The 22,697-nt window shown below is 55.9% G+C and carries 19 protein-coding genes; 7 read left to right on the top strand and 12 right to left on the bottom strand.

The genetic code is table 11. The features are described 5' to 3' along the window. Positions 1 to 34 precede the first annotated feature (34 nt). The 7 genes from ACR3FC_RS17595 to ACR3FC_RS17625 form a co-directional block, all read right to left on the bottom strand. On the bottom strand, positions 35 to 1,264 hold the full coding sequence (locus ACR3FC_RS17595) for an AGE family epimerase/isomerase (RefSeq protein ID WP_480477282.1): 1,230 nt from the start codon (positions 1,262 to 1,264) through the stop codon (positions 35 to 37). Between the two features lie 67 nt (positions 1,265 to 1,331). Then, positions 1,332 to 2,399 (bottom strand): ABC transporter ATP-binding protein, encoded by a 1,068-nt coding sequence (locus ACR3FC_RS17600; RefSeq protein ID WP_480477284.1) that lies wholly within the window; start codon positions 2,397 to 2,399, stop codon positions 1,332 to 1,334. 11 nt (positions 2,400 to 2,410) lie between these two features. Next, positions 2,411 to 3,253 (bottom strand): carbohydrate ABC transporter permease, encoded by an 843-nt coding sequence (locus tag ACR3FC_RS17605; protein WP_480477286.1) that lies wholly within the window; start codon positions 3,251 to 3,253, stop codon positions 2,411 to 2,413. Between the two features lie 10 nt (positions 3,254 to 3,263). After that, a complete protein-coding gene (locus ACR3FC_RS17610; protein ID WP_480477288.1) occupies positions 3,264 to 4,214 on the bottom strand; it encodes a carbohydrate ABC transporter permease in 951 nt (316 codons plus the stop codon). Next, positions 4,196 to 5,455: an ABC transporter substrate-binding protein gene (locus tag ACR3FC_RS17615; protein ID WP_480477290.1), complete on the bottom strand. Its 1,260-nt coding sequence runs from the start codon at positions 5,453 to 5,455 to the stop codon at positions 4,196 to 4,198. Before ACR3FC_RS17615 ends, ACR3FC_RS17610 begins: the two co-directional genes overlap by 19 nt. Positions 5,456 to 5,490: 35 nt before the next feature. Then, entirely contained in the window at positions 5,491 to 6,642 is a 1,152-nt protein-coding gene (locus ACR3FC_RS17620) for an aminotransferase class I/II-fold pyridoxal phosphate-dependent enzyme (RefSeq protein WP_480477292.1), read from the bottom strand. Further along, on the bottom strand, positions 6,635 to 7,411 hold the full coding sequence (locus ACR3FC_RS17625) for a FadR/GntR family transcriptional regulator (protein WP_480477294.1): 777 nt from the start codon (positions 7,409 to 7,411) through the stop codon (positions 6,635 to 6,637). The genes ACR3FC_RS17620 and ACR3FC_RS17625 overlap by 8 nt, the downstream gene beginning before the upstream one ends. A 394-nt stretch (positions 7,412 to 7,805) precedes the next feature. Between ACR3FC_RS17625 and ACR3FC_RS17630 the strand changes: the two genes are divergently transcribed. Together ACR3FC_RS17630 and ACR3FC_RS17635 are read left to right on the top strand one after the other, a co-directional pair. Continuing rightward, positions 7,806 to 9,545: a type I secretion system permease/ATPase gene (locus ACR3FC_RS17630; RefSeq protein ID WP_480477296.1), complete on the top strand. Its 1,740-nt coding sequence runs from the start codon at positions 7,806 to 7,808 to the stop codon at positions 9,543 to 9,545. After that, entirely contained in the window at positions 9,545 to 10,861 is a 1,317-nt protein-coding gene (locus tag ACR3FC_RS17635; RefSeq protein ID WP_480477298.1) for an HlyD family type I secretion periplasmic adaptor subunit, read from the top strand. The genes ACR3FC_RS17630 and ACR3FC_RS17635 overlap by 1 nt, the downstream gene beginning before the upstream one ends. Before the next feature lie 8 nt (positions 10,862 to 10,869). On the opposite strand, the gene ACR3FC_RS17640 is transcribed toward ACR3FC_RS17635, so the two are convergent. The 3 genes from ACR3FC_RS17640 to ACR3FC_RS17650 are packed head-to-tail and all read right to left on the bottom strand — an operon-like array spanning position 10,870 to position 13,881. Continuing rightward, complete coding sequence (locus tag ACR3FC_RS17640) at positions 10,870 to 11,877, bottom strand: ABC transporter substrate-binding protein (RefSeq protein WP_480477300.1); 1,008 nt, start codon at positions 11,875 to 11,877, stop codon at positions 10,870 to 10,872. Beyond that, positions 11,856 to 13,223, bottom strand: coding sequence for a sensor histidine kinase (locus ACR3FC_RS17645; RefSeq protein WP_480477302.1), 1,368 nt, complete (start codon positions 13,221 to 13,223; stop codon positions 11,856 to 11,858). The genes ACR3FC_RS17640 and ACR3FC_RS17645 overlap by 22 nt, the downstream gene beginning before the upstream one ends. Next, positions 13,213 to 13,881: a response regulator transcription factor gene (locus ACR3FC_RS17650; RefSeq protein WP_267366073.1), complete on the bottom strand. Its 669-nt coding sequence runs from the start codon at positions 13,879 to 13,881 to the stop codon at positions 13,213 to 13,215. Before ACR3FC_RS17650 ends, ACR3FC_RS17645 begins: the two co-directional genes overlap by 11 nt. A 108-nt stretch (positions 13,882 to 13,989) precedes the next feature. On the opposite strand from ACR3FC_RS17650, the gene ACR3FC_RS17655 reads away from it, so the two are divergent. The 5 genes from ACR3FC_RS17655 (at position 13,990) to ACR3FC_RS17675 (ending at position 18,972) form a co-directional block, all read left to right on the top strand. Then, positions 13,990 to 14,970: a tripartite tricarboxylate transporter substrate binding protein gene (locus tag ACR3FC_RS17655; RefSeq protein WP_480477304.1), complete on the top strand. Its 981-nt coding sequence runs from the start codon at positions 13,990 to 13,992 to the stop codon at positions 14,968 to 14,970. A gap of 65 nt (positions 14,971 to 15,035) precedes the next feature. After that, entirely contained in the window at positions 15,036 to 15,518 is a 483-nt protein-coding gene (locus ACR3FC_RS17660) for a tripartite tricarboxylate transporter TctB family protein (protein WP_480477306.1), read from the top strand. Position 15,519: 1 nt separating this feature from the next. Next, a complete protein-coding gene (locus ACR3FC_RS17665; protein WP_480477308.1) occupies positions 15,520 to 17,031 on the top strand; it encodes a tripartite tricarboxylate transporter permease in 1,512 nt (503 codons plus the stop codon). After that, positions 17,024 to 18,208, top strand: coding sequence for a CaiB/BaiF CoA transferase family protein (locus ACR3FC_RS17670; protein ID WP_480477311.1), 1,185 nt, complete (start codon positions 17,024 to 17,026; stop codon positions 18,206 to 18,208). The genes ACR3FC_RS17665 and ACR3FC_RS17670 overlap by 8 nt, the downstream gene beginning before the upstream one ends. Then, entirely contained in the window at positions 18,205 to 18,972 is a 768-nt protein-coding gene (locus tag ACR3FC_RS17675; RefSeq protein WP_480477313.1) for a citryl-CoA lyase, read from the top strand. Before ACR3FC_RS17670 ends, ACR3FC_RS17675 begins: the two co-directional genes overlap by 4 nt. Here ACR3FC_RS17675 and ACR3FC_RS17680 read toward each other — a convergent pair. Beyond that, on the bottom strand, positions 18,969 to 20,165 hold the full coding sequence (locus ACR3FC_RS17680) for an acetate/propionate family kinase (protein ID WP_480477315.1): 1,197 nt from the start codon (positions 20,163 to 20,165) through the stop codon (positions 18,969 to 18,971). The genes ACR3FC_RS17675 and ACR3FC_RS17680 overlap by 4 nt on opposite strands. A 304-nt stretch (positions 20,166 to 20,469) precedes the next feature. Continuing rightward, the gene (locus ACR3FC_RS17685) at positions 20,470 to 22,647 is read right to left on the bottom strand and encodes a Tex family protein (protein ID WP_480477317.1); all 2,178 of its coding nucleotides are present in this window, start codon (positions 22,645 to 22,647) and stop codon (positions 20,470 to 20,472) included. Positions 22,648 to 22,697 lie beyond the last annotated feature (50 nt).

Below are 22,697 nucleotides of genomic sequence, written 5' to 3' on the forward strand. Positions count from 1 at the left end.
GGTAAAACAAGCCGCAACTGCGGATTTTCCAAACCTAAAGCGGCATCATCCTCGACAAACGTCCTGACAGCGGAAACAGACAGGCTTGCAACGAGTGGTAGATGTCCGGCTTGCCGTCAAAAATAGATGTCACTACAGCCCCTGCCCCATCCACTGCTGGAAACCAGCCGCCATGTCGATGATCCACAAGTGTTTCACTCGCATAGGTCCAGAGCTTTCTGTACCACTCCTCGTCTTCTGGCCTTCTGTCTAGCGCGATCAGAGCGGCAACCGCCCCTATGGCTTCGGTGATGGGCCACCAGAACCGCGAAGCATTGGCAACGCGACCATCAAAATCAAGAGTATAGGCCAACCCGCCGCCAGGCAGCCACGCATCATTCAAAGCCTGCGCAATCAAGCGGCGCGCCCTGTACGGAGCATTGGGGTTCGTTCGGCCTGACAAATCCCAATGCTGAAGCTGAAGCCGACCCAATTCGAACGAATGCCCCGGCGTTGTTCCGTAAGGTCTGAACATCGGGTCACCCGCATAATCCCGGTTGATCTGCCAATCAGACGAATAGTGTTCGGGAAGCCGCCAGTTTTCACCGGGTGCAATTTTGCCAATGAAGAAGTCCAGAATGCGACCGGCGCGGGACAGGAAGATTTCGTCTCCTGTGGCTTCAAAGGCGGCCAGCATTGCCTCAACGCCGTGCATATTTGCATTCATTCCGCGATATGTGGAAAACGGCGTCCAATCCCTGTTCCATTCATCGCGAAACAGGCCTGCTTCTTCGTCCCAGAAGTGTTTTTCCAGAACACTTTGGACATCTGTCATTAGCTTGTCTGCATCCGGGTGACCCGCCAGTTTCGCACTTGCCGAGGCAAGAAGGACAAAGACGTGCCCATAGGCAAGCTTGCGGTCATCCTTGATCTGATCCCCATCCAACGCCCAGAGATATCCGCCGTGGTCGCGATCTCGGTGATGGCTATCGAGATATGTCATGCCGTGATCAATGATCCGTTCAGCACCTTGGAAACCGGACAGAAGTCCTAATGCATAAGAATGAACCAACCGGGTCGTCGTGTGCAGCTCCTGCGGCTTGCCGGGCAACGGGCGGCCATCGTGACCAAGTGTATAGAACCCGGGCTCATCCCGGCAGCTCGCGCTGAAGAACGTAAGTTGCCGCATGGCCTGATTCATCAACCAATCGCGATGTCTTGACGTTTCAACCCAAAACCCGGCTTCGGACTGCGACCCCGGCAGCAATAGCTGGTTATCGTTCATCTAAATATCCCGCGGATGGAGTTTTATCGCATGCGGCGAAGCCCAATCTTCCAAATTATCCACCATCTCAGCAAGCCCGTCTCAACGCTGTACCATCCGAAGCAAACAGATGTGCATTCTGCGCTTGAATGCGCAAACCGAGGCGATCCCCGGATTTCACGGGGATATTGCCATGCTTGCGCACCATCATGGGGCCGATCCCCTCAGCATTGACGTAAATGTTCGTGTCCGACCCGAGATGTTCCACAACATCCGCCACGGCCGACAGGTCACCGGTGCCGTTGTCCACAACATCGATATGTTCCGGCCTTACACCCAGTTCTTTCGCCTGAGCGGTAAGGGGTTGATCGAGTATCCTGATTTCAACCCCATTCCCGACATTCACACCTGTTTCGGTTCCCAATACAGGCACAACATTCATGGTGGGTGAGCCGATAAACTGGGCAACAAATTTGTTGGCCGGCCTTTCATAAAGCTCGAGCGGACTGCCGACTTGCTGGATATCCCCTGCGTTGAGAACAACGATCCGATCTGCCAGCGTCAACGCTTCGACCTGATCATGGGTCACATAGATCATGGTCGCACCTAGTTTTTGATGAAGCCGCGCTATCTCCAGCCGCATCTCGACACGCAGAGCCGCATCAAGGTTTGACAATGGCTCGTCAAACAGAAATGCGCGTGGGTCTCGGATGATGGCCCGCCCCATGGCAACCCGCTGACGTTGACCTCCTGAAAGGGCCTTGGGCAAGCGATCCGTCAATTTGGTCAACCCCAGCGTCTCTGCCGCCTGGGCGACCTTTGATATGCGTTCAGCCACCGGAGTTTTGCGGATTTCCATTGAGAAGCCCATGTTCCGAGCGACATCCATATGCGGATAGAGAGCGTAGGACTGGAACACCATCGCGATGTCCCGATCCCTTGGCCTCACATCATTCATGCGCTCGCCATCGATCAGAAAGTCGCCGCTTGATATCGGTTCAAGACCAGCAACCATACGCAGCAAAGTGGACTTGCCGCAGCCTGACGGGCCGACCAGAACGATGAACTCACCATCCTGAATCTCAAGGTTGATGTTGCGCAGGACCTCGACGGATCCATAGCGTTTTGCAACATCACGAAGTTCGATACGTGCCATGATCTGGCCTCCTATCCTTTGACCGCGCCGGACGTGAGGCCCTGCACGAGATAGCGTTGAATGAAGATGAAAAAGAGGCAACTTGGGATCAGAGCCAGCACGCCAGCCGCCATCATTTGCCCCCAATCGACCGAGAATTTGGAAACAAATGTCAACAAGCCAACCGGGAATGTCATCGCGTCGTTCTTCGAGATCAGCATCAACGCAAACAAGAGCTCGGACCACGCGGCAGTAAAGACAAACCCAAGCGTCGCCCCTAACCCGGGCAATGTCAGCGGGAACACCACTTTGCGCAGCGCCTGAAACCGTGTACAGCCATCCATCATCGCCGCATCTTCCAGATCTTTGGGTATGCCATCAAAAAATGACTGCATCAGGAATGTTGCAAAGGGGATGTTGAACGCAGTGTAGACCACGATAAGGCTTGTCAGCGAATTCAGCAGCCCCAGGTCCGCGATGATCTTGTAGATGGGTGCGATGATCATCAGCAGGGGGAACATCTGGGTGACTAGCATCAAGGCGATGATGATGCGTTTGCCCGCAAAAACGAAGCGGGAAAAGGCATAACCCGCCCCAGCCGCGAACAAGGTCGTAAAGAACGCCGCGCCCAGCGACACCACAAGAGAGTTCCGGAAATAGGCCACAAAATCGGTCTGAAAGATAACCGTTTTGAAGTTTGAAAAGGTCACCTCGCTTGGAAACAGGCGGGTGCCCTCTGAAAAGATCAGTGCGTCCGGCGTCAACCCGATCTTGAGCAACCAATAAAGCGGGAACAACGCAAAGATCAGATAGAACGCAAGTGCCGCGTATTTACCCACAACCAGCAGGGGGTTGGGTTTCCTGACAGCTGACATGGTCAACTCCTCAAATCTTGACCAGCTTCTTGCGAAGCCAGAGCAGGATAACGGCGTAAATCAGAAGGATCAGCAACAGCGCCACAGCAATGGTTGACGCGTAGCCGAAGTCCAATTTGCGAAAAGCGGTGGTGAATATGTAGGTCGACAGGATTTGCGTCGAATTGGCAGGCCCGCCGCCGGTCATCACATAGATCAGGTCGGCGAAATTGGCGATCCAGATCGTCCTCAGCATCACGGTGATCGCGATCATCGGAGCAAGGAACGGCAACGTGATCTTGGTGAAGGTCTGCCAGGGGGTCGCGCCATCGACTTCTGCGGCCTCATAAAGCTCACCGGGTATCGATTGCAAAGCCGCCAGCAGTGTGATCGCAAAGAACGGTACGCCGAACCAGATATTTGCAGTGATCGGGCCCCATATTGCAAGCTTAGGATCGCCAAGGATATTGTAGGGCTCTGACAGAATGCCAAGGGCGGCCAGCCAATGCGGTAGCGGGCCGATGACAGGGTTAAAAAGCCACGCCCATGTCAGCGCGGAAAGGAAGGTCGGGACAGCCCAGGGTAGGAAAACAAGCGCCTGAAAAAGTTTCTTTCCATAGAACTGCGTATTCAAAAGCATGGCAAGGCCAAGGCCAAGCAGAAACTGGAACGTTATCGACCAAAAGGTCCAGAACAGCGTGTTCTCCATCGCGATCCAGAACTTGCGGTCTCGCCACAGGTCAACGTAGTTTTCAAACCCGATCCAACCAGACGCAAAAGGCTTTAACAGCTCAATGGATTGGAACGAATATGAGATTCCGATGATTAGCGGAACCATGATCACCGCACCGATCAAAAGAATTGCGGGCGACAAATAGAAAAAAGGCTCGACCATGTATTGCAGGTAGAGCGAGCGTCGTGCCCGGGTTTCCCCGGGCCTGACAGTTTTCTGAATGCGCGAAATCACTGTTTTGCCTTCCACTTGGCATGCTCGTCGGTGAGGAACTCTGCCCACTCGTCCGCGACGTCCTGCGCACTGCGCTGTCCCAACAGGGCTTCCTGACTGGTTTCCAGCAGAAGTGTGCTGCCAAAATAGCCCCACTGCTCCAGGTTGGTTGGCATTGTTGTCGGCACATATTGCTCGCCGTTCAGTTCCTCAAACCAGCCTTTGAATTGCTCGGTCTGGAAATGAGGATCCTGATCAGCGCCTTTGTGGATCGGAATGACGCCAACGCGTTTTGCCCACGTGGCGTTGGCTTCGGGCGTCGACAAGGCCGCAACCAGATCAAAGGCTTCGTCTTCATGTTCAGTCGCATTGAAGATCGACCAGCCTGCGAACCCAATGGTCGGGAAAGCTTTGCCCGAAGGCCCAACAGGCATCGGAATGACCGCGAAATCTTCGGCAGGCATCCGCTCGGCAATAGCGATCAGTGCGTCCGGGTCCTGATCGAGGAATGCACAGGTGCCGGAATAGAAGCCGGCCACGATCTCGTTAAAGCCCCAACTGACGGCATCCTTGGGCGCATACCCGTTCTGATACATATCGATCATGAACTGGATACCTTCGACCGAGCCGGGCTCGTTGATGCGGCTGACACCGTCTTCTGTGAAGAACTCGTTGGTGCCGTTCATGGCCGCCGCGAACATGATCCAGCCATTTGTTCCACCGGGACCACCGCGCAAACAGTATCCATACTTGCCCTCAAGCTCGGACACCGCGGCCGAGGCTGCCTTGAACTCCTCCATCGTAGTCGGGGGAGCGTCGATACCCGCTTCGGCCAGCAGTTTCTTGTTGTAGAACATCGCCCGCAGGTAGAAGCCGTACGGGATCATATAAAGGTCACCCGCCTGGCTGCCCATGGCGACTGTCTTGTCAGTCAGAGAAGCCCCGTGTTCCCATCCGGCGACATGATCCTTGAGACTGACCAGCTGATCGGACCCGGCATAGAGGGCCTGCCAGGTGTCGGGCATTTCAACCACATCCGGGATGTCGCCTCCTGCCACCATTGTTGCCAGCTTTTCGAACGCGTTACCCCAAGGTAGCGATACAATCTCGACAGTGACGTCGGGGTTATTGGCTTCGAATTCATCAACCAGTCCCTGAAGCACCTCTGTACGCTCGGGGCTTGTAATAACCTCGACCAGTTTCAGTGTGGTCTCGGCATAAGACGCCGAACCCATGAACACGGCCGCAGCCGTCATTCCAGCTAGTAGTTTTTTCATGTTTTCCTCCTGTTGATTTTATTGAGCGAACAGTTCTAAGCCGTGCTTTCGGCGAGAGCCGAAGCAAAATCGGCCCATAGATCTTCCGCCGACTCGAGCCCCAAACTCAGGCGCACAAGATTGGGTGAGACCCCAAATTTATGCATTGAGTTCTGTTCGCCAGCCTGAGCAAGCCCGACGCGCGCAGGCAGGATCAGACTTTCGAAGCCACCCCAGCTCACACCGAGGCGAAATAGGTTCAAGGCATCAGAAAGTTTTGCGATGTCGACACTGTCATCAAACTCAACCGACATAAGACCGGACCGCCCGGTCAACCCGGGCACGTCGTTGGCACCGGGTGAGTTGACCCGCCTGACCTGCGGAACAGTGGCCAGGCGATCAACAAACGTGTTGGCCGTTGCTTGATGCTGCATCATGCGTGCGTTCAGCGTGCGCAGGCCGCGCGTCAGCAGGAAGGCCTCAAAAGGTGCCAGTTTGGCGCCAAGCAAAGGAAGTGTCAGATCACGGATGCGGGCGATATGGTCCCGGGAGGCAACCACCACGCCCGCAACCGTGTCCGAGTGCCCCGAAATGTATTTCGAGGCCGAGTGGATGACGATGTCGATGCCCAATGAGAGGGGGCGTTGGAACACCGGGCTTGCCCATGAATTATCGATCATCGTCAACACATTGTGGCGTCTGGCATGCTCTGCGACGCGACGCAGATCCATCGCCTCAAAAACGATCGATCCGGGGCTCTCCAGATAGGCAACCGTTACATCGGCAAGCAGATCGGGGTCGTTCTCGAAACGCTCCGGCGCATGGTAGTCGATATGCACCCCGAACGGGCGCAGGATGCGCTCCATGAACCGGAATGAATCCGGATAGACGTGTTCGACGCAGGCAATCCGGTCACCGGGTTTGACAAATGCCAGCAGCGTTGAGGAAATGGCCGCCATCCCGGAAGCAAATGCAACGGCAGCCTGACCTTGTTCGGCTTCAGCCATGAGCGTTTCAAACGCGGCGACGGTCGGGTTTTCCACGCGCGTGTAGATGGCTGTTTCTGATCTTCCGGCCATCCGGTCTTCAAAACTCTGATAATTGTCAAAGGTGAATAGTGAGGTTTGAACAATAGGAGGCGTGACCGAACCTGCCTCTTCCGGGAAGATAGTTGCAAGACGCGTTGCAAGGTCTCTGTAATCAGACATTCTGACTTTCCATGATTTCTAGGACTTCTGCTTCGACCATGTCCATGATCTCGCCGATAATACGCGCGGCTTCATCTGCACGGCCTGCGACAACTGCTTCAGCCAGCTGCGCATGTATTGGAATTGAGGCTTGACCCAAGTGTGGTTGGCCGAATGGGGTGTCATATACTTCGTGAAATGCTTTCTGAATTTGCCGTATCAACTGCCCGAAAAGTGGGTTTCCGCACGCTTCATGCAGTGCCGCGTGAAACCGGTAGTCGGCCGGTCGCCAATCCTCACCCGCAGAATGAACAGCTATGAGCTCGGCAACGCGGGCCGAAATCAAAAGCCGCTGCGCGTCTGAGCAATTCAATGCAGCCAACCTTGCAGCCTCGATTTCCAGTGGCCGGCGCACGGCGTGTGTCCGCAAAAGGCTTTCGGCTTCGAGCTTCAGCGTGAGTGGGAGATGGATCGTGTTGGCAGATACCTCGGCTGCCAAACGCGTCCCTGCTTTCTTGTTCCGCACAACGATGCCCATGTTCTGCCAACTTGTCAGGGCCTCGCGAACCTTCGCCCGTCCGATTCCAAGCTGATTTGCAATTTCGATCTCTGGCGGCAGGCGATCGCCTACTTTCAAACCTTCCGCTTCGATCATTCCAGAGAGAGCTTCCAGAACGTCCCGGCCACTGCTGCCAGCCGGTAGCACCTTCAAGGTGTTGCCGACACTCTCAGCTTTTTCCTTTAGGGGCGTTCTTTTGACCACGTGCGACTTCTCCGATTCGTGTTTCATTCACTTCTACATTTAATGTAGGACAAAATAAACAATAATGTCCGACAATATAACAACACTTGCCATCCCTACAGATAAAGTCGAAAAAATTTGGTCTCGGTCATTTCGCGGCCGGATCGATACAGCCTTCCTCGCCTGCGGCTTGTTGGCGGGTTGTGGTCTTTGCGTGACCGTCTTTCTTGCTGTATTCCGCCCGAATTGCCGTTATCCTGAAGCGCCCGCCTAACGGTGCCCATAATCGCCGTTAGGTTTTTTTGTCAGCTACGGCTGAATAGTGCTTCTTTACGCCAAGGACCCGCGGTTTCTTGCCCAAAAAAAGATGTGCAAACTTGGCAAGGCTGATCTAACTTTTTAAGTGCGGGGTCGCATCTCCGAATAATATGGATTTAAAACATTGAAACCTGAACACCGCGTATCCGCGGCCCCCCGACATGAACTGCGCAATGTGCGCAATCAGGGGATCGCGTTCCTTGCTTTGGCGTTCTTGTTCAGCATTTTTGTGAACCTGCTTATGCTGACAGGCCCATTGTTTATGTTGCAGGTGTATGACCGGGTATTGGGCTCGCGTGCGGTGGAAACACTGACAGCGTTGTTTTTGTTGGTGGCGTTGCTTTATGCGCTGATGGCGATGCTGGATTTTGCCCGCGGACGCATCGTTGCCCGGTTCGGCGCACGGTTCCAGTCACAGTTGGATGAGCGCGTCTTCGAAGCAACGCTGCGGCGTTCACTTATGCCGCAAATACGATCTGCCCCGGCGACGGCCTTGCGTGATCTGGAATCCATTCGAAACCTGTGTTCGTCCCCCGTTCTGCTGGCGGTGATGGATATACCATGGACGCCTGTTTTTCTGGGCGCGATTTTCCTGTTTCATCCCCTGCTGGGTTGGCTGGCCGTGACAAGCGGTGTTCTACTTGTCGTGATTGCACTGCTCAATCAGGCGCTGACCAGCAGGAAAGTCGCCGAGGCACAATCTGCAGCGGCGCGGGCAAACGCCTTTGCGGAACATGCGAGACAAGCGGCAGAGGTTGTGCGCTCTCAAGGTATGCAGGCGGACGTGACAAAGCGGTGGTTGGACCAGCGTTCGAATGCCTTACGCCAAACCATTTCTGCCAGCGATTGGACAGGCAGTTTTACATCTCTGACCAAGTCGCTACGACTGTTTCTTCAATCTGCAATGCTTGCCTTGGGCGCGTGGCTGGTTCTGCAAAATGAAATGACACCGGGCGCGATGATTGCGGGCTCAATCCTTTTGGGTCGGGCCCTCGCCCCGGTCGAACAAGCGGTTGGCCAATGGGGCATGATCGAACGTGCGCGAACAGCCTGGACTTCCCTCAGCCGGTTTTTGGATCAGACCCCACCCGAAGAGCAGCGGATCCGCTTGCCCATCCCGAAGGCGCAGCTGGAAGCAAAATCGCTGACTGTCATTCCCCCTGGGGCAACAACGCCAACGTTGCGGAACGTCAATCTGAAACTGCAACCGGGCAAGGCGCTGGGTGTCATCGGCAAAAGCGGGTCGGGAAAGACGACACTGGCCAAGGCGTTGCTGGGGCTTTGGAATCCGGCAGCCGGGGAAATTCGGCTGGGTGGTGCCACTCTGGATCAATATGACTCCAGCGATTTGGGCAGCCATATCGGATATTTGCCGCAGCAGGTTACCCTATTTAACGGAACGGTGGCCGAGAACATCGCCCGGATGTCGGAGAACCCGGATTCCGAAGCGGTGGTGGCCGCGGCCAAAAAAGCCAATGCACACGACCTGATCCTGTCTTTGGAGAAAGGTTATGGCACCTTCCTTGAAGGCAATGACAGTCAGTTGTCAGGTGGACAGAAACAGCGCATCGCTCTGGCCCGCGCCCTCTATGGCGACCCTGTTCTGCTTATTCTGGACGAACCAAACTCGGCACTGGACGCGGATGGCACCGAAGCCTTGAACGCGGCCGTGAGGGGGCTCAAGGCGGCAGGCAAAGCCGCCATCATCATGACACACCGTCCGCAGGCCATTTCGGAATGTGACGATCTGGCCGTTGTTGAAAAAGGACAAGTGGTCAGGTTCGGTAGTCGTGACGAGGTTCTCGGCGCAATGGTGCAGAATGCGGGCGCGATTAAGCGCAAGCTTAGCCCCGTAGGTGAATAATGGCAAAAAACACGACCAAGAAGCAGGCGCAGGCCTGGAGTATGAGAATCCCCGCCCTGGTAGGATTCGCCGCACTTGCCATTTTGGTCGGCGGACTGGGCCTTTGGGCAGTGAAGACACGCCTAGCTGGTGCGATCGTATCCTCAGGCGTGATCGAGGTACAAAGCAACCGTCAGGTGGTCGAACACCCTGATGGCGGCGTTGTTGGCGAAATCTTTGTACGCGATGGTGATGTGGTCGCCTCGGGCGAGATGTTGCTGAGACTGGATGATACTTTCCTATTGTCCGAACAGACGATTGTGGAAGCGCAGCTTTTCGAACTTCTGGTCCGGCGTGCCCGGCTTCAGGCCGAACGCGACGGGCTTTCGTCGCAAGAGCTGTCGGCGCAGTTGCACGAGGTACAGGAGGAATACAGCATTGATCCCGACCTGATTGTAGGGCAACAAAACTTGTTCGACGCGCGGGTGGAAACAATGTCCAAGCAGCACGAACAACTGAAAAAGCAGTTGGTTCAGATCGAAAGTGAGATCGAAGGCACACAAGCCCAACTCGTTTCCCTGCGCCGTCAGGTTGAGTTGATCGAGGATGAGCTGGAAGACCAGCAAAGCCTGTTGAAACGTGGATTGACCCAAACCAGTCGCGTGCTGGCCCTGCAACGGGAAGAAGCCAGCCTGACAGGTGAAATAGGTCGACTGGAAGCCGCTGTCGCCCGCCTCAAAGGGCAGATCGCATCAACCGAGATCCAGATCGTTGAACTGACTGCAACCCGCCGGGAGGAGGCGATTACCACTTTGCGAGACGTACAGGCGCAAATTGCTGAACTTTCGGAACGCCGACTGTCCCTGTCCGAGCGGATGGCACGTTTGGACATCCGCGCACCTGTCAACGGAACCGTTTACGGCAGTCAGGTCTTTGCCCTGCAGTCGGTGATTCAGCCGGGCGAACCCATGATGTATGTGGTCCCACAGGATACGCCATTGCTGGTCGCCGCGCGTGTGGACGCAATCCATGTGGATCAGCTGCACGTGGGTCAACCTGTCGCTCTGCGATTTCCGGCCTTCAATCAGCGCGAAACACCTGAATTGGACGGGCAGGTCAAAAACGTGTCTGCCGACACTTTCACGGATGAACAGTCCGGCTTCACTTTCTACCGCGCCGAGGTGATTATGAATGATGGTGAAATGGACCGTCTCAACGGTCAGGAACTTTTGCCGGGTATGCCTGTTGAGACACTGATCAAAACCGATGAGCGCACTCCGTTGTCCTATCTTGTCAAGCCGCTGGCCGATTACTTCAATCGTGCATTTAGGGAATAACGGCAGGGCTATCTCTGGATTACCGCGCTTTCCCATTCGGCCAGAAACCGGCGGCGTTTTAATCTGTCCAAAAACGTCATCAACGCTGGATCCAGCCCGATCGTTTCACGTTCTTCGTCCGTGTCATAAGGTGCCAAAGGCGGGAGGGTATGGCTGCCACCTGCCCGGCTGGATTGACTGGATACAAGGTGACGGACAAAAGACGCGGCAAATTCAGGTACGGGTGTACCTTCAAGCACCATCGCCGTGCGCATCATGGTCGTCTGAAAATCCGACGGCAGAATAACCTCAAGCGTATCCTTGTGCCCGGCGCGCGCATCCGCGTAGCTGCCAAGTACATTGTAGGCGACGGCGATCTCGCCTTTAACAAGGTCGTCAATCATGTCACCCGAACAGCAGTACAGACGCACATCCAAACCGCCCATGACTTCCATCAGACGCCAGAACGTTTCTGACGCACGGGCATCCTGCGTCGCAAACAGATACCCTAGACCGGACTGGCGGATGTCATAAGTTCCCACCCGGCCCCGAAAACTGTCTGGTCGCATTCGAAGTGCTTCGATCAGTTGCTGTCGGGTCTCCGGGATAGGCGCGCCGGAAAAGGCGGCACGGTTGATCACGATGGTCGCGGGCTCGAACGTGAAGGCGAAAAGACTGCGATGCCACTGCGCCCAGGACGGCAGAGATATGTCATCGATCACGCGTCCATATCCGTCATTGGCCAGTTTCAGTTGCAGGTCCATAGCGCTGGAAATGACAATATCGAAATCTTCCGGTGCGGCACGCACGATTCGATCGATGTCGGCAGTACCCGTCACCATATACTCGACAGAAATGTCAGGGTTCTCCTTGATAAAACCGGAAATCATAGGCTCAAACAAAAACGTATCCGTGCTCGAGATGACCCGAATATGCGCCTCGTCTGCTTCGGCGTTGAATACTTGCCGATCCTCCCAGATTTGCGCCAGTGTGACAGCAGGAAACCAAAGGAAGACTAAAGCGATAATGTAACGCAAGCGCCGCCTCCCTGCCTGTTGGACAAGTCAAGCGTTCCACCATGCGCTGTTGCAACGTCCCGCGCGATGGTCAGGCCCAGACCGGACCCGATGGTGCCACTTGCGTTCTTACCCCGTTCGAAACGGCGCGTGAGAGTGTCAATTTCGTTTATGGGGAACCCCGTGCCACGATCTTTTACCCGGATTTGAACCCGTGGTTCCGAAGTGACTTCGATGCGAACAGAACTGTCGGCCGGAGCATATTTCAGTGCATTGTCAATCATGTTGCGTACGGCGTTTTGAATGAGGATGGGGTCACCTGAATACATGACCTGTGGGTCGCCACAAAGCGACAGTGACAGGTCCTTCATCTCGGCAATTGGTGTTAGGCGCTGCACAAGGTCACGGACCAAGGCGTTCAGGTCTATGTCTTCCCGCTCAAGATGATCAGCCCGGAACGTGATCATTGCGTGATCCAACAGCTGACCAGCTGCACGTGAGCTTTCGTCAATGGCGCGCACCATCGAACGCAGCGCCTCGCGGTTTTCTTCTTTTTCAACTCTTTGCAAAGTGGCATCAGCATATGACCTGACAGTGGCAAGCGGGGTGCGAACGCGGTGAGCCGCTTCGGCGATAAAATCTTCTGACTGGCTCAGTGACTGATCAAGCCGACCCATCAATGAGTTCAGTGAAGCAACCAAAGGGGCCATTTCGCGGGGTACCGGCTTTTTGAACGGGCTCAAGTCCTGTGGGCCACGGCGGGTGACAGAGGTTGTCAACCTGTTCAACTGCCCGATGGTCGAGGACGTCGCCCAAAAGGAAAGAGCGGCGGCAAGGGCAAAGAACCCTACGCCCAGAATCGCCGCATTGCGCGAAATCTGGTCCAGAGTCTCCGCCAACGCGTCTTGTGTTTGCCCCAGCGCGACTACGAGCTCGGTTTGCTTATCCAATCCCACCAAAGTCCGGCTGGCACTGACCTGACGAATGGTTTCACCGCGAATCTGACTGAACCTAAAAAGCGACTTGCCGTCATGCGGTCCAATGGTCGGTGGAAAATCCTCGTATCCAGACAGAAACGACCCGTCCTGAAAGATAGAATAGAAGATCCTGTCGTCCGCAGGGGTGCTTAGCATCGCGAAGGCCGCATACGGGATATCGACCTCCAACACGCCTTCCCGCAAAGCGGCCGCATCGAGGATAGAGGCCACTGATGCGCCAAGTATGTTGTCTTGCCCCTGTAGCGCGACCTGCGCAGCATAGTTTCGCACTGCGACAAACAGCAGGAACGCAAGTATGGCCGCGCCACCGATCAGTGTCAGAACCAGCCTGTTCCGCAGTGATCCTGACACATTGGGATCAGGAGGCATGATCCAACCTGTATCCCAGCCCACGCAAGGTGGTGATCTTCAGGTCCGAGGGTTCCAGATGCTTGCGCAAGCGGCCCACATAAACTTCGATCGCGTTATCAGAGACATCATCATCATAAGAAAACAGCCGGTCGGTTAGTTTTTGTTTCGAAAAAACCTGACCAGGTGCGCTAATGAACAATTCCAGCAGGCGCAGTTCACGGTTACGCAGCGACACGGTCTCGTCACCCACCGTCAGATGGCCTGCCAGAGGGTCGAATACGATGCCGCCGACTTCTATCGTTGTCTTCGTATTCCCAGACTTGCGGCGCAGAACAGCGCGGCAGCGCGCTTCAAGTTCGGCATGATCAAACGGTTTGGTGACATAGTCGTCAGCGCCCAGATCAAGCGAGCCGATTCGATCAGAAACCTGACTGCGGGCCGTCAAAACGATTACTGGCGTGTCCAAATGGCTCGCGCGATGCCGCTTGAGGAAATCGCGACCGTCCCCATCCGGCAGCATGATATCCAGCAGGATCAGATCGTATTCCTGAGTTTCAACAAAGGCAGTTGCATCGCCTAATGTGGACGCGTTATCAACCACATGCCCGTCCAACCTCATGCGGGAACTGATCGCGTTTGCGAGGTCTAGATTGTCTTCGACAAGCAGAAATTTCATCGGGCTTTAATACTATTCTCGCGCGTGACAGGTTGATGTCAGGTTGGTGTGTTTTTGTTCTTCCCAATCTGAGCCGCCATGCGGCCCGTTGTCAAATGGGAGGACATCATGACAACTTTCGCACTGGGCCGTCGCGCCCTGATCGCAGCTGTTGCTGCTGTAGGTCTTGCAGGACCCGTTCTGGCTGAAGACCAGCTGGTGGACAGCATCCACTTTCTGATCCCCGGCGGCGCCGGTGGTGGTTGGGACGGTACCGCTCGCGGCACCGGCGAAGCGCTTACCAACGCCGGTCTTGTGGGCACCGCGTCTTATGAAAATATGTCAGGCGGTGGCGGCGGCAAAGCCATCGGCTATCTGATTGAAAACGCCGACAGCAACCACGGGACGTTGATGGTAAACTCCACGCCTATCGTGATCCGTTCTTTGACTGGCGTGTTTCCACACAACTTTCGCGACCTGACGTTGGTGTCGGGCACGATTGGAGATTACGCAGCAATTGTTGTCGGCAAAGACAGCCCTATCAACTCTATGAGTGATCTGCTTGCTGCCTTCGACGCCGACCCGGGCAACACGGCCATTGGCGGTGGCTCGGTTCCCGGTGGCATGGACCACCTGGTCGCAGCAATGGTGATGGAAGCCGCTGGGAAGGATGCGCTTGGCGTGAAATACATCCCATATGATGCAGGTGGCAAAGCCATGGCTGCCCTTCTGTCCGGTGAGATCGCAGCCCTGTCTACGGGTTTTTCGGAGGCCGTCGATTTGGCCAACGCAGGTGAAGTCAAGATCATTGGCGTTACATCGGCAGATCGTGTTGACGCCGCCCCAGACGCGATGACCATGAAAGAACAAGGCATCGACACCACCTTTGTGAACTGGCGTGGCTTCTTCGCGGCCCCGGGCCTGCCCGAGGACAAGCTTGCAGCCTATCAGGCCGCGATTGCAAAGATGTACGACACCCCGGAATGGGAAGAGGTTCGTGCACGCAACGGTTGGGTGAACATCCACAACTCGGGCGATGATTTCCGGTCATTTCTTGAGCAGCAGGAACAACAGATCGGTGATCTGATGAAAAAGCTGGGCTTCCTCTGAATACTACTTTGGCAGAGCGGTAACCCGCTCTGCCATCTCTGACGACCAAAAAAGGAGGGGGTCCCATGGCGCTGGATCGCTGGATCGCGCTCATTCTTCTGGGTGTTTGTATAACATATGGCTACGCCGCTTGGTTCACGATGGACAGTAGTCTGCCTCCTTTCATGCAAAGAAATCCCATCTGGCCAAGCACTTTTCCCAAAGTGCTGTCGATTCTGGGCATCATCACGGCCACGATCATTCTGCTGGGCTTTGAAAAGGCTGAACCCAGCGAACCTGAAATCGATTATCGGCGGTTGGGCGATTACCATCTTGGTCAGGCGATCATGCTGCTAGTTCTGATGGGCGTCTACGCATTGTGCCTGCGCCCTGTTGGGTTTCTGATCTCAACCTCGGCCTTCCTGATCTTAGGATCATTTATATTGGGCGAACGCAAATGGCATCTCATGTTTCTCGTCGCCCTGATTGCCACCGGTACAGTCTGGTATCTGGTTCAGGAAGTCCTTGGCATTTACATGCGCCCCTTGCCCGGCATTTTCGGAGGCTGACATGCTTGAAGGACTTCTGATTGGCCTGCAAACGGCATTCTCACTGCAAAACCTGCTGATGGTCGTCGCAGGCTGTCTGATCGGCACATTCATCGGAATGCTTCCGGGTCTGGGCCCGATGTCGATCATCGCCATCATGATCCCGGTGGCAATTTCCATGGGTGACCCGTCGGCCGCGCTGATCCTGCTGGCCGGCGTGTATTATGGCGCCATTTTTGGTGGCTCGACCTCTTCTATTCTGCTGAATGCCCCGGGGGTCGCGGGTACCGTCGCGTCCAGCTTTGACGGCTACCCGATGGCCCGTCAGGGCAAAGCGGGCAAAGCTTTGACCATTGCCGCAATCGCGAGCTTTGCAGGTGGCACGTTCGGTGCGTTGCTGTTGATGGTCTTCGCTCCTGCCCTGTCCTCTGTTGCGTTGCTTTTCCACTCTGCCGAGTATTTCGCGCTGATGGTTGTCGGCTTGTCCGCCATTGCCGCTTTCGCGGGAACAGGTCAGGTTGCCAAGGCTATCATAATGACAATCCTTGGATTGATTATGGCAACCGTCGGCGAAGGCGCGCTGTTCAACATGCCCCGCTTCACAATGGGCATCATGGATTTGCAGTCGGGTTTTGGCTTTATCACACTTGCAATGGCCATGTTCGCCTTACCCGAAGCTCTGTTTCTTGTTCTCAAACCCAAGGACCTTAAGGGCGAAGAAGGCGAAATCAAGGACCTGCGCATAAGCAGGGAGGAAGCCAAAGCCATTGCTCCGGTGATTGGCCGCCAGTCTATCCAAGGGTTTTTCATCGGCGTTCTGCCGGGTGCCGGTGCAACGATTGCCAGTTTTCTGGGCTATGCGGTCGAGCGTAACATCGCCCCAAAGGCCGAGCAGGACGAATTCGGCAAAGGGTCAATCAAAGGGCTGGCCGCGCCTGAAACAGCAAACAACGCCGCCTGTACCGGCTCGTTCGTGCCGCTGCTGACCCTGGGCATTCCCGGATCGGGTACGACGGCGATCTTGCTTGGCGCATTGATTGCGCTGAACGTGACGCCGGGCCCACGCCTTATGCTGGACGAGCCGCAGATCTTTTGGGCGGTCATCATGTCCATGTTCATAGGCAATCTGGTGCTTCTGATCCTGAATCTGCCGCTGATCCCCTACATTGCCAAAGTTCTCTCGGTGCCGCGCAACTATCTGATCCCCTTTATTTTGTTCTTTACTCTGATGGGGGCCTATATCGGGCAGAACAATGCAACCGAACTGCTGATACTGGTAGGTTTTGGGGTATGCGCAACGGCGTTGAAATTTGCCGATTACCCACTGGCACCACTGCTGATCGGTTTCATCCTCGGCGGCATGATGGAAGACAACTTCTCACGGTCCATGCAGTTGTACGATGGCATCGCCTTTATCTGGGAACGCCCGATGACGCTGGGTCTGCTGGTTATCGCGGCGCTTCTGGTGCTCCTGCCCAGCTACCGCGCGCGCCGTGCACAGGCCCGGGCGGAAGGGGTTGCCGAAGGTGACTGACCCGCTGGCGGGAATACGGGTTCTCGATCTGACCAATGTCCTCGCGGGTCCGTATTGCTGCTACCAACTGGCATTGATGGGTGCCGACGTGATCAAGGTCGAACGCCCCGATGGTGGCGACCTTGCTCGCGTTCTGGGAGCCGATCCTGCCAGAAACAAGGCGGGGATGGGGATCAGTTTTCTGGCGCAGAATGCCGGGAAAAAATCTGTCACGCTGGACATGAAATCGGAAAAGGGCAAGGCGCTGCTGAAACGCCTTGTCCAGTCAGCCGATGTTCTGGTGGAAAACTTCCGGCCCGGAGTAATGGATCGTCTTGGTCTTGGTTATGAAGTTCTGCGCAACGTCAATCCCAACCTGATCTATTGCGCCATCAGCGGGTTCGGGCAGGATGGCCCCCGGCGCGGCGATCCGGCTTATGACCAGATTGTACAGGGTATCAGCGGCGTGATGTCAATCACCGGCGCCCCCGACACGGCACCGTATCGCGTCGGCTATCCGTTGGCGGACACGGTCGGGGGGATGACGGCCGCCTTTGCAGTCGCGGCGGCATTGAACGCCAACCCGCGCGGCACCTACCTGGATGTTGCGATGTCCGAAGCCGTTATTTCGACAATGGGTTGGGTCGTTTCAAATTTTCTGGTCGGTGGCGTAACGCCCGGAGCGCATGGGAATGAGAACACGAGCTCGGCCCCCTCAGGTACATTTGCCACGCTGGACAGCCCGATCAACATCGCGGCCAATCGGGACGAGCAATGGCAGGCACTTGCCCGCTGTCTGGGGCGGGATGATCTTCTGGACAACGCCGATTACGCAACGCGCGAAGACCGCAAAAGAAACCGCCACGCCTTACGTACAGAACTGGAACGAACCCTGAAAACGAAGGCTGCGGCCGAATGGGTGAGTGAATTAAACGCTTTGGGTGTTCCAGCTGGGCAAGTTCTGACCGTACCAGAGGCCCTTGCAGACCCGCAACTTTACGATCGCGGTCTGATTGGCTCTTTACAGGTTCACGGCGAACAGATGCAGCTTGCAGGTAGTCCCGTCGTAATGGATGGCACCCGGCGAATGCCGCAAATCGCGCCACCAAATCTTGGGGCCGACAACAAGGCAGTGTGGTCTGAAATCGGATTGACCGACGCGGAAATCGACGCGCTGCGCAGAGAGGGGATCATATGAACGATGTGTCAGATTGGTGGGCAACATCCATCATCGATATGGAACCTGGCCGGATCGACCTGCGCGGAGAGCCGATTCAAAACCTGATCGGACGCCTTGGTTTCGCGGAGATGATCTGGTTCATGGTACGCGGCGACCACCCATCAAAAGCGCAGTCCCGATTGTTCGAAGCCGCGCTGGTCGCGGCAGTCGACCACGGTCCGCAGGCCCCATCGATTGCGACCGCGCGCATGGCGGTGACCTGTGGCCTGCCTCTTAACAACGCGATGGCGAGCGCCGTGAACATGTTGGGCGACATTCATGGAGGGGCTGGCGAGCAGGCCGTGGAGCTCTACCACTTTGTGGGCCTTTACCCTGGCACTTTAGAGCAGGCAATCAATGCGAGGATCGAAAGCCACGGAAAGATACTTCCGGGTTTTGGTCACAGGTTTCACACACCCACAGACCCTCGTGCGCCGCGCCTGATGGAACTGGTCGCCGAAGCGGTGAAAACCGGTGCTTGCGATGGGCAGGTCATGCGCATTGCGCAGCAGATCGAGGCAGAGCTTGCGCGGCGTAAGGGCAAACCCGTCCCGATGAACATCGATGGCGCAACCGCAGTTATTTATGCCGAGCTTGGGTTTGCGCCACCATTGGCGCGCGGCCTTTTCTGCCTGTCCCGATCAGTGGGTATTCTGGCACATGCCTGGGAGCAGATGCAGCAAGGTGGTCGCAACAAAGGGCCGACCCCACCCTCGTATCGCTGGACGTACCAGCCGGGCTAAGCACTTTTCCGATGGGATCGATTTGTCAACAGATCTGCGGCAGCACGGGCAATAACCAGCTCTTCGTTTGTCGGAATAACCATGGCCACCACTCGGGACAGATCTGTCGAGATGATCCGATCATTGTCCGCGTTGGCATCGGGATCCAGTTCAATCCCCAGCCACCCCATTCCGGAACATACCCTGTCGCGTACAAGACGCGAGTTTTCTCCGATACCACCAGTGAAGATCAGGGCATCAATACCGCCCAATATTGCGGCCATTGCCCCAAGTTCGCGGCGGATGCGGAAAGTGAAATAGCTGATGGCCTGTCGGCTTTCACGGGTATCTGCTTTTTCAAGAGTGCGCATGTCGCTTGAAAGTCCGGACAGACCCAGCAAACCTGATTTGCGAAATAGAAGGTCGGAAATCTCTGAGGCGCTCAACCCTTCCTGATCCATCAGATACAACAAAACACCTGGATCGAGCTGACCGCAACGTGATCCCATTGGCAGCCCGTCCAACGACGAAAACCCCATGGTCGAACCGACGGATCGCCCCCCGATCATGGCACACATCGACGCACCGTTACCCAGGTGCGCGACCACAACCCGCCCCGCGTGCAAAAGTGGCGCGGTTTTGGCCAAATGGTCCGAAATGTACTCATAACTAAGCCCGTGAAAACCATAGCGCCGGACGCCTTTGTCGTAATACTCGCGCGGCAGAGCGAATACGTCGTTCTCCCAGGGGTGATTGCGATGAAAGGCCGTGTCAAAACAGGCAATCTGGGCGGCATTTGGAAAGCGTTCCATAGCTGCCTTGACGCCAGCCAGGTTGTGCGGCTGGTGCAGAGGTGCATACGGAGAGAGCTTGTCCAACTCCTCCAAAGCAGCGGCGGTCAACGGCAACGGCGTATCGATCTCAGGTCCGCCGTGAACAATACGATGCCCAACCGCGGTGACCTCGCAACTGGGGAAGGCACGTGACAACAGGTTCAGTACCCAGTCCAGGGCGGCGGCGTGATCGTGAATATCTCCTGCCGTGCCATTCGCCAGAACTCCACCGCCAGATGACCGCGCCTTGACGGTTGGCTCAGGCTCGCCGATCCGCTCGACCACACCGGTGCACACCATGATTGGATCGTCTTCTGTCACTTCGAACAGGCCGAACTTCATCGAAGACGATCCGGCATTCAGTGTCACGACATGTGTCATGCATACCCTCTGGTTTACGAAAAGGTGAAGCTCAGGAAGTTTACAGATCCGCCTTGGGCCAAGGTTGTGCTTCAGACGTTATACAAGAGACTACGAACCAGCCCACCGCGACAACCCCGGTCTTTTCGAACTTTCAAGAAAGAAAAGATCAATCAGCCCAGCCGTTTCTGTAGCGCCAACATCACCTTCATTCCGGTCGTCCTAGTCGTAATCATGGATTGAACCACCTGCAAGACACTAAGCTGACGCCCCACAAAACGCGGTTTCAAGAAGGTAGCGCACTTCATCACGCGTCGTTTTGCGATCACGCGCGACGATGTCCGCCGCCACTTTGTTTTCGCATGGTCAACCCAATGCGCTTTCTCGGGACATCAACATCGACAACACGTACTTTAACCACCTGCCCGGTCTTAACCACGTCATGCGGATCTTTGACAAACCGGTCTGCCAGCTGGCTGACATGAACAAGCCCATCCTGATGCACGCCGATATCCACAAAAGCGCCAAAAGCCGCGACGTTGGTGACTGTGCCTTCCAAAACCATTCCGGGTTTCAGATCGGTGATTTCTTCGATACCATCGGTGAATGATGCGGTGACGAAACTGGGTCTGGGGTCGCGTCCGGGCTTTTCAAGTTCGGCAAAGATGTCCCGAACCGTCGGCAGGCCGAAATCCTGAGTTACAAATTGTTCCGCCCGCAACCCCTTTAACGCGCCATTATGGCCCATGATGTTTCGGATATCACGGCCGCAGGCGGCAACAACCCGGCGCGCAATGTCATAGGCTTCGGGATGTACCGAAGACGCATCCAGCGGCTCGGAACCGTCCCTGATACGCAGGAAGCCGGCACATTGTTCGAACGCGCGCGGTCCTAGGCGGGCGACGGACAGCAAATCCTTCCGCGATAGGAAGGGCCCATTCAAATCGCGGTGGGTGACAATCGCTTCGGCTTGCGCTGGCCCCAGACCTGATACGCGTGACAGCAAAGGCGCGGACGCTGTGTTCAGATCGACCCCGACAGCATTCACCACATCCTCGATCGCGGAATCCAGAGACTGTGACAGGCGATGCTGATCCACATCATGCTGATACTGGCCGACACCAATGGATTTCGGTTCGATTTTAACAAGCTCGGCCAAAGGGTCCTGCAATCGGCGCGCAATCGAGACCGCACCACGTAGCGAGACATCCAGATCCGGAAACTCGCGCGCAGCCAGTTCAGAAGCGGAATAGACCGAAGCCCCAGCTTCTGACACCACCACTTTTGTTGGTGCTTTCACCGTCTTGGGTAGTAGAGCAAGAGTGTCTGCAACCAATTTTTCGGTTTCACGGCTGGCAGTCCCGTTCCCGATTGCGATCAGTTCGATCTGATGAGCAGATATCAGATTGAGGATACTGGCCTGTGCACCACGCAAATCATTCTTCGGCTGAAATGGGTAAAAGGTGTCAGTGGCAACGACCTTGCCGGTCGCATCAACGACAGCAGCCTTTACGCCCGTACGAATGCCCGGATCCAGACCCAATGTCGCCTTGGCACCTGCCGGCGCGGCAAACAGCAGGTCTTTGAGGTTTCGCGAGAAGACCTGAATGGCTTCGTCCTGCGCCCGGCTGCGCAGATCAGCCATCAGTTCGACCATCATGGACAGCGAAAGCTTTACCCGCCATGTCCAGCCCGCGACTTTGCGCAACCATGCGTCTGCCGGCCCCGTGCCACGTGTCTGTAGATGAGCGGCAACAATCGTCTCGGCCCGCGCGGCACCAAATTCCGGTTCAGGCGCGATATCCAGCGTGACGATGCCCTCTTTGGATGCCCGCAGCATCGCCAATGCCCGATGCGACGGCACGTCTGCCCACAATTCGGCATGGTCAAAGTAGTCGCTGAACTTTGCGCCGTCCTTTTCCTTGCCTTCGATGACCTTTGCGCTGAGCAGAGCCTCGCGCTGCATGAAGCTGCGCAATTCGCCCAGCAGTGCGGCGTTTTCCGTCAGCCGCTCGGTCAAAATGTCCCGCGCGCCGTTCAATGCATCCCGGGTCGTCGTTACCGCCTCGGTGAGGTACGCCGCGGCCAATGTTTCAGGGTCGCAGTTGCGGTCCGCCAGAATAGCGTCAACCAAAGGTTCAAGCCCATTTTCGCGCGCAATCATCGCCTTGGTGCGCCGTTTTGGCTTGTATGGCAGATAAATGTCTTCCAACTGCGCTTTGGTTTCGGCACGTGCTATGGATTGGCTCAGATCTTCTGTCAGTTTACCCTGATCCTTGATCGAGTTCAGGACGGTCTCACGCCGCGCTTCAAGCTCGCGCAGATAGGTCAGCCGCTCGGACAGCAGACGCAACTGGGTGTCGTCCAATCCTCCGGTTGCTTCTTTTCGATACCGGGCGACAAAAGGCACGGTTGCTCCGTCGTCCAGTAGCTTGATCGCGGCACCGACCTGCTCGGATCGTGCATTAATCTCGGTGGCGATGGTGCGGGCGATACGGTCCAATGGGGCCTCCTGAAACGACGCTGGAAGAACTTCTTAACCAGCTGTTTCGG

It is taken from the genome of Ruegeria sp. AF3 (assembly GCF_056536285.1).